Source organism: Neobacillus sp. NPDC097160 (assembly GCF_044762155.1).
Lineage (GTDB): Bacteria > Bacillota > Bacilli > Bacillales > Cytobacillaceae > Neobacillus.
The window spans coordinates 1-15233 of record NZ_JBIWDU010000007.1; the positions used below are offsets into that span (position 1 = coordinate 1).

General features: G+C 39.5%; 15 protein-coding genes and 1 pseudogene. 2 read left to right on the top strand and 14 right to left on the bottom strand.

Going from position 1 to position 15233, the window contains the following annotated elements:
• On the top strand, positions 1-774 hold a 774-nt coding region (locus ACIQXV_RS11270; protein ID WP_402958808.1), incomplete at its 5' end, for an IS3 family transposase.
• Between the two features lie 73 nt (positions 775-847).
• On the opposite strand, the gene ACIQXV_RS11275 is transcribed toward ACIQXV_RS11270, so the two are convergent.
• Entirely contained in the window at positions 848-1777 is a 930-nt protein-coding gene (locus ACIQXV_RS11275) for an aldo/keto reductase (protein ID WP_402958810.1), read from the bottom strand.
• A gap of 277 nt (positions 1778-2054) precedes the next feature.
• Entirely contained in the window at positions 2055-3185 is a 1131-nt protein-coding gene (locus tag ACIQXV_RS11280) for an NAD(P)/FAD-dependent oxidoreductase (RefSeq protein WP_402958812.1), read from the bottom strand.
• 222 nt (positions 3186-3407) lie between these two features.
• On the opposite strand from ACIQXV_RS11280, the gene ACIQXV_RS11285 reads away from it, so the two are divergent.
• Positions 3408-3602 (top strand): alpha/beta-type small acid-soluble spore protein, encoded by a 195-nt coding sequence (locus tag ACIQXV_RS11285; protein WP_402958813.1) that lies wholly within the window; start codon positions 3408-3410, stop codon positions 3600-3602.
• 57 nt (positions 3603-3659) lie between these two features.
• Here the strand turns inward: ACIQXV_RS11285 and ACIQXV_RS11290 are convergent, their stop codons facing one another.
• The 12 genes and pseudogenes from ACIQXV_RS11290 to pduL all read right to left on the bottom strand — a co-directional run.
• Positions 3660-3833 (bottom strand): hypothetical protein, encoded by a 174-nt coding sequence (locus ACIQXV_RS11290; RefSeq protein WP_402958815.1) that lies wholly within the window; start codon positions 3831-3833, stop codon positions 3660-3662.
• Between the two features lie 142 nt (positions 3834-3975).
• Entirely contained in the window at positions 3976-4926 is a 951-nt protein-coding gene (locus ACIQXV_RS11295) for a carbohydrate kinase family protein (protein WP_402958817.1), read from the bottom strand.
• Between the two features lie 44 nt (positions 4927-4970).
• Positions 4971-5462, bottom strand: coding sequence for a hypothetical protein (locus tag ACIQXV_RS11300; protein WP_402958819.1), 492 nt, complete (start codon positions 5460-5462; stop codon positions 4971-4973).
• 32 nt (positions 5463-5494) lie between these two features.
• Complete coding sequence (locus ACIQXV_RS11305) at positions 5495-7045, bottom strand: NAD(P)H-hydrate dehydratase (RefSeq protein WP_402958821.1); 1551 nt, start codon at positions 7043-7045, stop codon at positions 5495-5497.
• A 90-nt stretch (positions 7046-7135) separates the two neighbouring features.
• A complete protein-coding gene (locus ACIQXV_RS11310) occupies positions 7136-8041 on the bottom strand; it encodes a TIGR01777 family oxidoreductase (RefSeq protein ID WP_402958823.1) in 906 nt (301 codons plus the stop codon).
• A 97-nt stretch (positions 8042-8138) separates the two neighbouring features.
• Positions 8139-9239, bottom strand: coding sequence for a DmpA family aminopeptidase (locus ACIQXV_RS11315; protein ID WP_402958825.1), 1101 nt, complete (start codon positions 9237-9239; stop codon positions 8139-8141).
• Between the two features lie 41 nt (positions 9240-9280).
• Positions 9281-10180 (bottom strand): acetamidase/formamidase family protein, encoded by a 900-nt coding sequence (locus ACIQXV_RS11320; RefSeq protein WP_402958827.1) that lies wholly within the window; start codon positions 10178-10180, stop codon positions 9281-9283.
• A gap of 31 nt (positions 10181-10211) precedes the next feature.
• Positions 10212-11144, bottom strand: a complete 933-nt coding sequence (locus tag ACIQXV_RS11325) for a metallophosphoesterase family protein (RefSeq protein WP_402958828.1) — start codon at positions 11142-11144, stop codon at positions 10212-10214.
• 33 nt (positions 11145-11177) lie between these two features.
• Positions 11178-12779, bottom strand: a complete 1602-nt coding sequence (locus tag ACIQXV_RS11330) for an APC family permease (protein ID WP_402958829.1) — start codon at positions 12777-12779, stop codon at positions 11178-11180.
• A gap of 160 nt (positions 12780-12939) precedes the next feature.
• On the bottom strand, positions 12940-13902 hold the full coding sequence (gene mdh, locus ACIQXV_RS11335) for a malate dehydrogenase (RefSeq protein ID WP_402958831.1): 963 nt from the start codon (positions 13900-13902) through the stop codon (positions 12940-12942).
• Between the two features lie 60 nt (positions 13903-13962).
• Positions 13963-14313 (bottom strand): BMC domain-containing protein, encoded by a 351-nt coding sequence (locus tag ACIQXV_RS11340; protein ID WP_402958833.1) that lies wholly within the window; start codon positions 14311-14313, stop codon positions 13963-13965.
• Between the two features lie 253 nt (positions 14314-14566).
• Positions 14567-15193, bottom strand: a pseudogene (gene pduL / locus ACIQXV_RS11345) (phosphate propanoyltransferase); the annotation flags it as partial.
• Positions 15194-15233 lie beyond the last annotated feature (40 nt).

The following is a 15233-nucleotide window of genomic DNA, read 5'->3' on the forward strand; positions in this document are numbered from 1 at the left end:
AGCACGTATTATGATTTAGTAAAGAAAATGAATCGACCAGATCCAGACACTGATTTAAAAATAGAAATCAAATCGATTTACGATGAACATGAAGGACGTTATGGCTATCGTCGTATTCGTGATGAGTTAGCCAATCGTGGGAAGAAAGTTAATCACAAAAAGATTCAACGCATCATGAAAGAGCTTGGTTTAAAGTGCCTAGTACGTATGAAAAAATATAAATCCTATAAAGGAACAGTCGGTAAAATTGCACCAAATCTCTTAGATCGCCAATTTACAGCGGATACTCCTAACGAAAAGTGGGTTACGGACATTACGGAGTTTAAATTATTTGGAGAAAAGTTATATTTATCCCCTGTATTAGATTTATTTAATGGGGAAATCATTACGTATACGATTGGTTCTAGACCAACCTACTCACTTGTCTCAGAGATGTTAATGAAGGCATTAGACCGCTTGCCAGAAGACCATCAGCTTTTGATGCATTCCGATCAAGGTTGGCACTACCAAATGAAACAATACTGCTATGCACTTCATTCAAGAGGAATTAGACAAAGTATGTCTCGTAAAGGAAACTGTTATGACAACTCCATAATGGAAAACTTCTTTGGCATTATGAAGTCAGAGTTTCTCTACTTTAACGAGTTTGAAAGTGTTGATCATTTTAAAATTGAACTAGAAAAATATATCGAATACTATAATACGAAACGGATAAAGGTAAAACTCAAAATGAGTCCGGTGCAATACCGAACCCATTTTGAGCAAGCTGCCTGATGAAATAACCGTGTCTAACTTTTAGGGGTCACTTCACCCGAAGAGTGCTTTCTAAAAGTACATCTATTACTTTTTAAGAATGAAAAATCCGATCAATTTCTTGAATTTCTTCAGTAGTTAGTTGAACTTCCAGCGTTTTGAGATTATGAAGCACCTGTTCCGCTTTCTTTGCTCCAGGAATAATCACATCAATGGCATTACGAGTTAAATACCAAGCAAGCACGATATGCGCAATTTCTGCACCCTTCGCATGAGCTATTTTTCTAACCCTTTCCACTTTCTCCAAGGTTTGTTCAAAGATTTGTTTCTGAAAGAATTTTCCACGTTTTTCAGCCAAATTGGTATTTATGTCATATTTACCAGTTAACAATCCCGAGGCAAGCGGGAAATAAGGAATAAATGAAATACCTTTTTCAGTTACATAAGGGAACAATTCTTGCTCCGCTGCACGGCTTAATAAGTTATATTCTCCTTGAAACACATCAACGTATCCATCTTTATTGGCTTCTTTTAACTGATCAATAGAAAAATTGGATACACCGATCGCTCTAATCTTTCCTTCCTCCTTTAATTGCTTCAATGCCCCAACTGCTTCATCCTTTGGTGTATCTTGGTCAGGATAATGGATATAAAAGAGATCAATATAATCCGTTTGTAGCCGTGTTAAACTATCTTCCACTGCTTGACTTAAAAAAGCAGGTGAATTATCTAATACCATTTCTTTCCCAACAAATTTATGGGCAGCTTTTGTGGCGATGATAAGTTCTGAACGATTTCCTCTTTCTTTTACAACTTCACCAATGATTTCTTCTGAGCGTTTTGGACCGTAAATAAAAGCCGTGTCTAAAAAGTTGATCCCATTAGCCAGCCCTGTTTGAACTAAGTCCCTTCCTGCCTTTTCATCCAAGTTTGGAAATAGATTATGACCGCCTACAGCATTGGTTCCTAAACCAATAGGATTTACATACAATTCTGTTTTTCCAATTTGAACGTGCTTTGCCATTTCCCATTCATCTCCTTTTTCCTAATAAGGTAATGATAGCAAACACGACTGAAAAATATTAAATGATTTGTCTTATAATTTTTAAGATTCGATAAAAATGAGGATAGTCATTTTCTCTCTAACAATCTATATATCTATTATAAAGAGATGGACTGATTTTCATGAAGACAATATTCTTGGGTTCTTCGCCTTTCCTGTCCTCATGAACCCTCCATGAGGACAAGTTTCTCAGATTATTCGTCTTTTCTGTCCTCATGAACCCTCCAAGCTACTAATTTCACCTCTGACTCGGAGTGCCTAGGGCTCCCGATACGTCATAAATTTTAAAATCAATTTCTGTTTGTTTCCCTAAGACATGCTTAGCTAGTTCGGCACCTAGAAACGGTCCACTAGTTAAGCCTGATGCGCCTAGTCCATTTGCTAAATAGATTCCTTCGAAATGCGGCAACGCCCCGACCACTGGTAAAAAACCAGGGGTGAAGGGACGAAACCCAACCCTTGTTTCAAGAAAGCTGCCATTTGATAGACCTGGTGCCACCTTTAAGGCTTGGCTCAAAATTTCATTTATTCCTCCAGCCGTTATCCGATTATCGAATCCTGCATCATTTTCATGTGTTGATCCAACAACGACCCGACCATTCTCAAAAGTAAGGATATACTGGTTATGTATGGGCATGACAACAGGCCACGAATTCGTATCCGTTTCTGGCATTTCAAGATGAACGATTTGTGCCTTTTGTGGTTTGACTAAGAATTCAACTCCTAGTGGTTCCAAAAGCTCTTTGGACCAAGCTCCGGCCGTCACAATGACCTGATCGGCCAACAAAATGGTGTCCTCATGCTTCATGCCAATAACTCGGCAATCTTTATAAACAAGAGCAGCATTCCCTCTTAGAAAAGTAACTCCAGATTTGATTGAAGAACGAATGAGGGAATCACGTAACGCTCTGCCATTAACTCGTGCTCCTCCGCTAATATATACAGAACCATATTCCTCTGATAACGGCGGAAACAGACTTTTTGTTTCCGCCGGTGTCAATATCGTAATTTCCCCAATTTCTGGTGCATCCTCTCTTCGTTTTCGTGCGCGTTCCGCCATCTGTTCAAGCTTATTATTGTCTGTATGAAGACTAATGGCACCGACACGCTTATATCCTGTATCTTTTTCACCAACTCTTTCCAATTGAGCAATTAAATCTGGATAATAGTGAGCCCCGCCTTTTGCTAACTGATACCAGGCCTTATTCCGCCGTTGCGAAAGCCACGGACAAACAATCCCTGCTGCTGCAGCTGTAGCCTGTCCCTGGTCTTGCCGATCAATTAATGTAACCTCCGCACCTAATTTGGCAAGGTGATAAGCCGTTGACGCACCGAGGATCCCTGCCCCAATCACAATCATTCTTTGCATATAACACCTTTTCTTTCTATTTTTATTGCACCTATGTACACATCTCATAATAACAAAATTTGGAGAGATGGAAAAATTAATAGTGTGTTCGGAAGGGGCAGCCCGTACATTAAGCATTTAGTTCGTTTGGGACTGAACACACGAATTTGTTTTCACGAATAGGACAAAATAAAGTCGAGCAATTTTTGATTGCTCAAAAAAACTCGTCGGGAGTGATGTATCATGGCTAGAAACAAACTTTTAGTTCCGGGTGCAGGCAATGTTCTGGATCAATTGAAAGAAGAAATTGCGGGCGAGTTTGGAGTTCAACTTGGTGCTGATACGACCGCACGAGCAAACGGTTCAGTCGGTGGCGAAATGACAAAACGTCTTGTCGCTTATGCTGAACAATCATTACGAAATCAACAAGGTCAATAACCTTTGATTTCAGTAAAAGGGTGTCCAATCGGGCACCCTTTTTCTACAAGTAGTTATTTATTTAGCAAACAGTACTTTGATTTCTGTTTCTGCCTCAATCATCCTTCCAAACCGATATCCTTCAATAAGCACATGTCGTTCATGGTCACTTAATCTGCGCTTCCATTTGGTTTCTAAATAAAATATGGCTTCATTGTAGAAAATTTCTGGGTAGTCAAAAGGTTTATTCATACATGCGTCTCCTTTTTATTCTTAATCGCCCCATACCTTACAGTCTTGTCCAATTTGTCCAGAATTTAAAAAGAAAAATGAGGTCAGCCCCGGAGCATTCAAGAATTTGCTCACTTAAGGACTGACCTCAAGATTAAAAACTTTAATTGAAAGTATTCTGAAATTGCCTTTTCAATTCGGCTAGATCAAATATAGCAGAAAGTGATCCGATTTTCGTTGTCGCAGCAGCACCTACATTATTTGCAAACTTGAGGTATGCTATTAATTGAGACATTTTGGTAGGCAGCCCTTTTTCATGAAAACAATACAAAAGTGCTGACATAAAAGCATCACCTGCACCGGTCGTATCGATGGCTTCGACGATCATCGCAGGAACAAAAACTTTGTCTCCATTCATAACAGCAAAAGCACCTTTCCTTCCCATCGTAACAAAAAGAAACGGAATCCTATATTGAGATAATTTTTCTATCCCAATTTCAAAAGAGTTTGTTTCCGTTAAAAAATTCAACTCATCTTCAGCAAGCTTTACGATATCAGCACTTCTAATGAATGAAGAAACTGTTTTACGGCATTGCTCCTCGCTCTCCCAACGCTTTAATCGAATGTTCGCGTCAAAAGCAATAATATTTTGGGAATTCTTAGCATATATTAATGCCGTTTCTGTTGTCTTTTTTGCTTTTTCATGAAAAAGGGTTCCTGAACCATAATAAAAGATCCTGGACTGTTCAAATACTTCCCTGCTTAATTCGTCCTCGGTTAATACTTCATCCGGCGTCTGGTTCAAATATGAGTGAAAATATCGATCCCCGCAATCATTAATATGAACATAGACACCACAAATTTTTTTACTTGCAGTGCGGACTGAAAATTCAGTGTTAATCCTCTCTTTACTTAATCCAGCTTCTACGAACTGATTCGTTTCATCGGTTCCTAGTTTACACAAATAAGCAGTAGGAATGCCGAGTCTCCGTGTACCCACTGCGACGTTAACGGTAGCACCGCCCAACAGCTGCTGGTATTCGGTGTTCGTACTGTCTTTTGAAATAAAGTCTACAAATGCTTCTCCTAGTGAAATAACTCCCTGCTTTCCCAAGATAGTCCCCCTTTAAAAATGTCACACTATTTGGATTAGCTGTCCTATTTTTTCCAAATTTCATAAATGAATTCTTGAAACATTTCATTTAATGTTGCCTTTTTTTGTTTTTTTAACCATTCGACTTGATCGATTGGAAGCTTTAATTTTAAACTAACTTCTTCAATTGGCATTTCTACTTTTCTTATTTCTTCTATTGTGATACCCTCTTCAATATTCGGAAACCACGAATCATTTTCGTTCACCCTATCGAAATCTTCATACTCTTGAATGTCATTAAGTTCACAGAATAAATTAAGCTGTGGCAATCCCCCTGTTAGGATTTTTACATGCATAATCGAATTGATGATTCGACCATCTTCTAACTCTATCTCCATAATCAGGTTTTCTATCTTTCTATATTTTTTTACAGCAACCTCACTTACAATGATATCCAATTCCAAGGTAAATCCAGAGCTAGATTCAAAAATATAGATGGCACTTTTAAAGACATGGATTCCTTCACCATCAATTTTAATTGTTTTTATTCCAACCATAAACCGGTCCCCCATACAGTTGTTATTCCATTTTAAAAAACAATTGCAAGCTGTTCTCTTATCCCATCAATAATATCTCGTGGCATCACTCCATAGCTGGATAAGGTTTTAGCCTTTTCTTCTCCAGCCTTTGCATGTAAATAGCTGGCAGCAATTAGAGCATCGACAGGAGTAGCGCCTTGTGCCAGGAATGAGGTAATCAGTCCGGTCAGTACATCCCCACTCCCACCTTTTCCAAGTGCATCATGCCCATATGGATTTATGTATACATCCCCACCGGGAGCCGCGATGACTGTTCTATGTCCTTTCAACAACAAATAAACATCATAAGCTTTTGCAAAGGTTTTGGCAATTTCAATTCTGTCTTCTTCCACTTCTTTTACTGTTATGTTCAACAATTTAGCCATTTCTCCAGGATGCGGGGTAAAGATTACATTTCCCTTATACTGTCGTACCAAATCCAAATTGTTTCGAAGTAAATATAAAGCATCTGCATCAACAACAATCGGCTGGTGGGTAAGTGAAGTGATAAACGATTTGATCCACTCTTCACCACAAGGAAATCTACTCATTCCAGGTCCAATTGCCACACTTTCAAATTGATGCAGTAAAGGCGCAATTTCATCAATTGCTTTTTCACTAAAATGACCATCCTTTTCTGAAAGCGGCAGAAATAGGGACTCTGGATTCTGTGCAGCAGCCATTGGATAAATACTTTCAGGGACTGCTAAAGTTACTAATCCAGCGCCAGTATGTAAGGCAGCCTTTGCAGAAAAAATCGGTGCTCCAACAAAGGAACGTGAACCTCCTATGACAAGGGCATGTCCGAAAGTACCCTTATGACCATGCTTAGACCGGGTAGGTACTGATGCTTTCACAAGCGATTCCGTTATCAGTTTTGGCAAAACTAGGCCTAAATCCTCTGCCACCGCAGGCGGCACAGAGATATCAACCGTTACCCACTTTCCAACATTCTTGGGCCCATCTTGTAAAAAAAATCCTATTTTCGGGAATACAAAGGTAATGGTCTTCGTAGCTTTTACCGCGACACCCTCTACTTTCCCATTATCGCTACTAACACCCGATGGAATATCGACAGAGATGATTAATTTCTTCCCTTCGTATTCATTTACCATTGATATCACTTGGGAAAGAGGTTCTCGAACAGGGCCTTTCACGCCAGTTCCGAGAATGGCATCAATGATGATATCTGCCCGATTCATTTCATTCTGAAGTAGTTCAACCGTATTTTCTTGAAGATGGAAGATGGGTAGGGAACGGTTGGTATACACATCAAAGTGAACTTTTGCATCTCCCTTCATTTGATCTGGATTAACTAACAACCATACTAAAGGCTTCAATCCCAAATCAAAAAGTCTTCGTGCAATGACAAACCCATCACCGCCATTATTTCCACCGCCAGCAAGCACAAGCACTCGGGGGTTATCGATAGGTGGATCTGCAAGGATTTCCTCCACCACCTTCGCTCCTGCATTTTCCATTAACACCACGCCAGGTAATCCTAGCTTTTCTATCGTATATTTATCCATTTGCTGCATTTCCTTTTGACCTGCAATGAACATGGACATCCCTACTTTTCTCATTCTTTAGTTAAATCATTGACAGACCACTTTCAATTTCTCTTCCGCCGTTAGGCTAGTGGTTCGGCCCATTTACTTATGTGTAAGCAAATCCTCCAAAGCCAAATGGAGTGTAGGAAACTGGAATTCAAATCCTTCTTCTTTTAATACTTTTGGGACAACATGCTGGCCTTCAAGAACAAGGGCACTTTTTTGTCCAAGAACCATTTTCATGGCAAATGAAGGGACAGGCAGCCAATGTGGACGGCGTAATACTGAGCCAATAGTTTTACCAAAATCCTTCATCTTAACTGGAGATGGCGCAGTGACATTGACAGGCCCACGCAATTTATCATTTTCAATAGAAAAGGAAATGGCTCGGACAACATCCTCCACATGCACCCATGACACCCACTGCTCACCCGAACCAACCGTTCCACCTGCAAAAAATTTATATGGCAGTGCCATGAGCGGAAGTGCACCGCCTTCATTACCAAGCACAACTCCGAATCTCATAAAAACCGCACGAATGGAATGCGTTTCTACTTTCTTCGCTTTGTTCTCCCAGTCGTGTACCGTTTTTCCTAGAAAATCATCTGCCGTCTCTAATGAATCTTCCGTATATACAGCATTCATTGATGCAGGGTAAATGCCGATGGCACTGGCATTGATTAGAATAGAAGGATTTTCTGGCAAGGCTTCGATTACTCTTACTAACTCATCCGTTGCTTTCATTCGACTGTCATAAATTTGTTTCTGATGGTCCGCATTCCATCTTCCATCGTTTATCGAAACTCCTGCTAGGTTAATAAATACATCAGCATATTTAATTTCCTTTTCCGGTAAAACGCCATCCTCGAGCCACTTGACATACGATACATCCCCCGAAGGCTGCTTCACCTTCCTAGTCAATATTACAATTTGATGCCCTTCACCCAGCAGAATGTCCGTCAATTTTTGCCCGATAAATCCAGAACCACCAGCAATAACGATCTTCATTTTTCTCCCTCCAAAAAAGTAGAGTAGTCCCTGTATGGGCTACTCTACATAGTATATTATATCTATTTTCTCTCCCTTTGAAAAATTATTTTGAATATTAAATCCGATTATATTCTCTCATAACTTGTAAAAGCTCTTCGTGGTTAATCGCGTATACCTTTTTTCCGTATGGTTTAACAGTGGTCATTGTTTCCGCCGCAATCAATGCATTAACAACAGATTCATCAACAGCTTGACAAACAGCTTCATAAATAGGGTCAAATACCACATCATTAACAAACTCCATTGTCAACTTTTCTCGAGATAATTGAGGAATTTCCATTTCATTTGCTGTTGAAAAGGCAAGAAAAATATCACCTGAACTATTTCCACCAGGGCTCCCGCTTCTCCCAATACCAATCGCAGCACGTTTTGCAACCCGGCGAAGCTGATGTGGCAGCATCGGAACATCGGTTCCAATAATAACAATTATGGAACCTTGCTCCTTTCCTAATAGTTTTTCCTTACTCATATGTTTTCCGACAGGGACACCTAAAATGGTTAGCCATTCGCGTAAACCGAAATTTGCTTGCACAAGAACCCCTATATGGTGCTGATGACCATTTATAGTAATAATGCGTGAGGAGGTACCTGTTCCACCTTTAAATTCGTAACAAATCATTCCAGTTCCCCCGCCAACATTTCCTTCGGCGACCGATCCTGATTTAGCACTTTCAATTGCTGAAAGTACATGCTCTTCCGAAATATGCTGGCCATTAATGTCGTTAAGAACTCCATCATATGTTTCAGCAATCACTGGCATAGCCCATAAATGTTCGTTGCTGAATTGTTTTTCATATTGTTTAACCATCCATTTTGTTGTAGCATGGTGGGCAATTCCTACTGAATGGGTATTTGTTATGCAAATAGGACTAAGAAAATAACCGCCATCATTAACCCAGTGTATACCCGTCATTTCACCATTGCCATTTAAGCTGTAAAAACCTGCCCAAATCGGTTCCATTTTATCTTTTTTACCTCGGGGCAAAATAGCCGTCACTCCAGTACGGATTGGACCGTTACCGATTTGGACTTGACCTTCACCTTCTATAATTGTGGTATACCCGATTTCAACTCCTGGGACATCCGTTAATGCATTAAATTCTCCCGGAGTACCAGGGAAGGGTAAACCAAGACAGCGAGCACGTTCTTTTCTCATTAAGAATTTCACCCCTTTATTAAAACCAAAACTCCGCTACTCTATTTTATTTTGTAATGATATTGATCCAATATCCACTGTGGCAGCTCCATTCGAGCTGTCATTAAAGGGTCAACAACCTGACAAATACGTAAGTCACCAACAAGGGATAATAACATTCCTGCTTCATCAATTTGAAATCCAAGCTGCTGGACTAAAAACGTATGCATATTTAGGGTTGCTATTTTTGCGGCCTCATCCAAGGTTTCAGCAGAAGCAATTGTTATTATTTTTTCTTCACTAACAAGCATTGGTAATGGAAGAGATTCCCCTTTCAAGACATCTACCTTTATCGTTACTTCTCCGGGAATTTCCAATCCGCATATGACAATTTCACCATCAGCCATCACCGCATGTAAATCACCCATAGAAAGGAGTGCTCCAGAGACATTGACTGGTAAATAAAGACAAGAACCTTTAATGATCTTCTTACAATCCATATTGCCACCATGAGCACCGGGGGTTCCAGTGGGAATATCTTCGTGTGCAGGTGCCGTGCCAATTACACCAATCATCGGTTTAATTGGAATATGAATTTTCTCATTGAAAATGGCTTTCCCCTCTTGGATGGAAATAATTTTTGTTGTTTCTCCTTTTACGATATCCCCAAGAACTCCTAGCTTGGGAGCAGTCGTCATGACACCTTGACTATCAATTTTAATTTCTACAATTTCTACTTTTAATATATCCCCAGGCTCAGCACCTTCTACAAATAGTGGACCTGTTGCGGGATTAATCTTATCCCACCCCACTGAGCTAAAAGGCTGGTCTTCCCGTTGAATTTGATTACTGAAGCAATCATAGGTTTCAAAAACCACAGTACTTCCTGGAATCACTTTTTTGACGGGAGGATTGTTAGCTGACATTTTTAGCACTGCTTGCTCTTTGTAGATCATTTCCATTATTTCAACTCCTTACTTTACAATTTATTCATTACCCAGCTGTAAGAGTATAAGACACTTTTCCTTCAGTACTAACATCCACTAAGGCTCCTCTAAGTAAGCCTTGGTCATAGTCAGTTCCTGTGTTAATACAGATCGTTCTTCCTAAAGTGGTTACACCGCGGCTTTCATGAACATGACCGTGTAAAGAGAGTAATGGCTGATATTTTTCAATTGCTTCACGCACAGCTTGACTTCCAGTTGGTGCAGTTGCTAAAGAATCTCCATCGAGTACTGGCTTTAACTCATCATCGTATAATGTCCCTTGATCTAAATCAGTGTTATAAGGAGGGATGTGAATATTGAAGATGCATTTATTCAAATCTTTCACTTTTACGGCTAAATTTCCGATTTTCTCCGCTAGTTCTACCTCACTAAACTCACGCGGGTACTTAAATACACTTGATTTTCCCCCTCCAACTGAAAGAATTTCAAATCCATCTACCTCAATTATCTTGCCATCACCATTTTGGACATAGCTTCCGGCATTTAGTAACTCATCGAGATAAAAATCATCAACGCTTCCAGGGATCATAATACAAGGAATTCCAGCCGTTTTAAACCTTTCATCAGCCAGTTTAATCCACTGTCTAAACACGTTAATTTGCTGTTCTTTAATAATCCGCTCAGCATCGTTCTCATTTAATCTATTTAACTCCTCCGCTGAAACAATGAAAGGATAAAACCCAGCATCCCTTAAATTTCGTTCTAGGTCTGGCAGCTCTTTTGCTTTCTTCACTTTCACAGTAGAACCATAATATCGACAAGTATAGACCCCCGAATTTTCAACAATAGGGACGACCATTTTTCCTGTAAAGTCCCCACCATAAATGACTATATCAGCATGATAAAACTTACCTGCATTAGTAAACTTTCGAAAGGCCGTTTCGCCACCATGCAAATCGCCTGCGTAAAATATTTTCAAATCCTCACCCCATAACATTTTTAGAAGAGTTTATTAATCTGACGGAATCTCCTGGAACTGAATATCGATATCGATCCCTTTCTTCGCATGATAACGTTTCATAACAAAATAGATAATAATTGGGATTAACATTAAACACAGGGAGACAACAATCATCGTAAATGGTAAATCTCCTCTTAAAAATGGGATGAGGAGATAGTAACAAATCGAAACACTGATTGCTAGTGTTAACCAACCTAGAATCGTAATTAAATGGAACCCTAGGAATTTTGTCTTAACGATTGGCGGTGAGGAGTTAAATAAGATCTTCTTTCTTGTTGAAAAAACAATTCCAGCAATCCCGAGAAAGATCCAGGCCAAGAACCATGTAAAAATGGTGTAAGCAATATTTGCCGTCCACGATGGCACGAAAATATCAAGCATTAAGAAAAACCATGCCCCAATGATGACTGTTCTTAACGCATACGTAGGGGAATTAGTCTTTTTATTGAGCTCCATAAATTTACTTGGAATTAAGCGGTCAAATGACCAAGCAACCATATTGCGCGAAGGGCCAAAGCCTAAACCGGCCGCTGAGCCAAAGGTGGCGACAGCGAAACAGATGGCAATTAAAAAGACAAATACTGGATTCTTTGTCATGATCCCTATCATAATGGTGATAAATGGGTCATACCCCTTAAACGGATATGCCTCATGACCGGAATTATAAAGATAATACAGGCTATTGGACCAGATATCCCCAAAATTAATATAGGACATTGCATAAAAAACCGCCCAAACAACCATTAAAATTGCCAGTGATCCAAATAATGCCAGCAGCTGTGATTTTTGAACGTTACGAACTTCTCCAGCTAGATTCGCTCCAAAGGTTGACCCTAGTGTATTTAGAATAATATAGGTTGATCCCGCCATTACAGTAGCACCAAAGAGGAACTTGGTCGTATAACCATCATCCTTAGCTATTCGAATAACATCGTCATAGGCTAAACCTGTAAGTTGGGTAAAATTCGCTGCAAAAGTCCCCTGTCCCGTAATAAGGTTAGCAATAATAAAGACAATGGCTCCGACTATCGTAGCACCCAATGTTAAATAAGCTAATCTTACCATCCACTTAGTTCCCTTATAATAGATAAAGTAGATGAACAACAATAGGAGTGTTCCGATAATAGCGTGCATGTAATTGCTATTAAAGAATTCTGCTAAATTGATCCACGCTGGATCATTTCCATTAATAAGTGCAATCGAATAGAAAAATTCTACAATGGACCATTTGATAATCCAGTTCAAAAGAATTCCTGTCCATGAGATAGACGTAAAGGTAATCATAAAACTTGCCATAAGACCCAGTGAGGGATGAAGAATGCGGCTAATATAGATATACTCACCGCCAGACCTTGGCATTGAGACAGATAATAACCAATAAAGTCCAGCAATAATAAACATCTGTCCTACAGCCAATATGGCCCAAACCATATGTGCACCTGGATATAAAAATGGTGCCCACATAATATAAACGAGCGCAAACATCAACCCTGGGTTTGCTGCTGAGTATATCATCGTATCAATCGGACTAATTTGTCGTGCGGTTCCACCAGTAGATTTCTGTTCAAACAATGCGAGACCTGCCTTAGACATTTTTCTCCCTTCTCTCCATAAAAATTAACGAACGATTAGATTAACTCAGTGACGTTCCTGCAGCCATTCTTCTATCTTTCCTGAATTCTAGTCGTATTTTGAAACGCTTTCAAAAGAACGATCATTCAATAATTGTATTTTTTTTCACCTCCAAAAAAATCTAAATATTAAGATAATTTATTTTAAATCTTAATAGGTTAATAACGCTTTTTACTGATTGGGCTGAAAGGTCTAATGCCTGTTTTTCTTCAGGAGTCAGAGGAAATTCAATAATACTTTCTACACCGTTCCCTCCAAGTATAGTGGGAACTCCTAGATAAATGTCTTTATATCCGTATTCACCTTCCAAATAGGCAATAGAAGGCAGAATTCTCTTTTTGTCTTTAACAATTGCTTCTGCCATTTGCACGATTGCAGCAGCAGGTGCGTAATAAGCACTTCCATGACCGAGAAGACTAACAATTTCTCCACCGCCATTTCGTGTACGCTCGACGATCTCTGCTATCTTTTCTTCCGAAAGAATTCTTTCTAAAGGAATCCCTCCCGCATAAGAAAAGCGGATTAAAGGAACCATGGTATCTCCGTGCCCTCCTAAAACAATCCCTGAAACATCTTCGACTGAAATATTTAATTCCTGTGCTACAAATGTATTAAACCTTGCTGTATCGAGCACCCCAGATTGTCCGATCACCCGATTTTTCGGAAAACCTGTCGTTTTGTAGCAAACATATGTCATCGCATCTACTGGATTGCTTAATACTAATACAAAACAATTAGGAGCAAAGTCAGCGATATTTTCTGATACCTCTTTGATTATTTTCTCATTTATTGCTACCAAATCATCCCTGCTAATTCCTGTTTTTCTCGGTACACCCGCAGTAATGATGACGAAATCAGCATCTTGTAAATCTTTATATTTAGAAGAACCAATAATCGAAGAATCAAACTTCTGGACAGGACTTGATTCCAGCAGGTCTAATGCCTTTCCTTTAGTTGGGTTCTCCATAGCAGGAATATCAAAAAGGACAATGTCCCCCAATTCTTTTTGTGCGATCATAAGGGCGATGGTCGTTCCAGTGTATCCTGCTCCAATGACAACAAATTTTTTTCGTTTGAAGGACATGACTAAACCTCCTTCTCCAGATGAAATAAGTTTGCGATGAAACTACTTATTTTCTTTAACTTAATTTTTTTCTTTTTCTACATTTGTTTCATTTACCTGAGACTTTTTGTCCGTTTTCTTTGATGCATTTCCATCATCCTGCTGATTTCTGATTAATTGATTTGTACCCAAATCAGGATGAGGGATGACATGGAAGGCAACTAGAGCTCCCCTTCTTTTCGCAAGTTCTGCTCCAGCTTCGACCGCAGCTTTTACAGCACTTACATCTCCTTCTATTAGAATTGTTACAAGTGCAGCATCCACCATCGATTGCTGTACAAGTTGGACATAAGAATTCTTTAACATCACATCTGCAGCCTCAATCGAGGTAGCCAACCCTCTCGTTTCGATCATTCCTAATGCCTTTGTCACCGGCCTCACCCCTTCCAGTATCATTCATTACTATCGATATTCCCCTTTCTTTTGCCGCATCTCGCGCTAGAGGAGTGATAATCGTATTAGGCTGAACCTTAATAATGTTTTTCTTCCAACCATCAATAATCGCTTTCGTTAAAAGCTTTTCATGAAAATCGACCACAAAGCTACATCTTAAAATTTCATTCTCCTTAGTACTTCCCATACCATTTTCTGTTTCCTCACAGGTTCTGCCTGTTTTAATTATTTTCCCTTTCTGTCCACTTTTAACAAAACCTGCATTAGCTTCATCTGTATCAATATGCATTTCCAATACATAGTTATCCGAAATCCTAATCCGTACCTTATCAAGGCTTAAAGGGCGCATCGGATGATCGATTTCCACTTTTACATATTCTCCGTCTTTCACATCAAGCTGGTAAGCCTTTTCTGGCGGCAAATGGATATGTGCTTGTGCTATGATTAATCCTTCTTCAAGGTAAATACTCCCTTTTGGACCAACGATGGTAACCAGTGAAGAACCTTGAAGATTTCCTGACTCCCGTATCGGTGGATTCAAACCAAGCTTAATCGCATCAGTTTGACTTACTTCCACTTGTGTTGACCTTCGCAATGGCCCTAGAACCCGAACCCTCTCGATGCACCCCTTGGGCCCTACAATTGTAACAACTTCATTTGCCGCAAATTGTCCTGGCTGTAATAAATCTGCCTTTTTCGTTAGCCGATAACCCTTTCCAAAAAGAATTTCTACATCCTTTTCCTTTAAATGACAATGCCGTGCCGAAACCCCTATGGGAATGGTTAGAGGTCTATTTTGTCTCTCTTGCAGCCGTCTTAATACTTCTTTTATTATTAGTTGTGAGTTTAGTTCTCTCATCCTATAAGCCTCACTTTAAACATTTAAAAGTTTACATGAG

Coding starts and splice junctions, on each gene's coding strand:
- ACIQXV_RS11275 (WP_402958810.1), bottom strand. CDS start 1,777: ATGGCAAAGCACGTTCAAATTGGAAAAACAGAATTGTATGTAAATCCT.
- ACIQXV_RS11280 (WP_402958812.1), bottom strand. CDS start 3,185: ATGCAAAGAATGATTGTGATTGGGGCAGGGATCCTCGGTGCGTCAACG.
- ACIQXV_RS11285 (WP_402958813.1), top strand. CDS start 3,408: ATGGCTAGAAACAAACTTTTAGTTCCGGGTGCAGGCAATGTTCTGGAT.
- ACIQXV_RS11290 (WP_402958815.1), bottom strand. CDS start 3,833: ATGAATAAACCTTTTGACTACCCAGAAATTTTCTACAATGAAGCCATA.
- ACIQXV_RS11300 (WP_402958819.1), bottom strand. CDS start 5,462: ATGGTTGGAATAAAAACAATTAAAATTGATGGTGAAGGAATCCATGTC.
- ACIQXV_RS11305 (WP_402958821.1), bottom strand. CDS start 7,045: ATGTTCATTGCAGGTCAAAAGGAAATGCAGCAAATGGATAAATATACG.
- ACIQXV_RS11310 (WP_402958823.1), bottom strand. CDS start 8,041: ATGAAGATCGTTATTGCTGGTGGTTCTGGATTTATCGGGCAAAAATTG.
- ACIQXV_RS11315 (WP_402958825.1), bottom strand. CDS start 9,239: ATGAGAAAAGAACGTGCTCGCTGTCTTGGTTTACCCTTCCCTGGTACT.
- ACIQXV_RS11320 (WP_402958827.1), bottom strand. CDS start 10,180: ATGGAAATGATCTACAAAGAGCAAGCAGTGCTAAAAATGTCAGCTAAC.
- ACIQXV_RS11330 (WP_402958829.1), bottom strand. CDS start 12,779: ATGTCTAAGGCAGGTCTCGCATTGTTTGAACAGAAATCTACTGGTGGA.
- mdh (WP_402958831.1), bottom strand. CDS start 13,902: ATGTCCTTCAAACGAAAAAAATTTGTTGTCATTGGAGCAGGATACACT.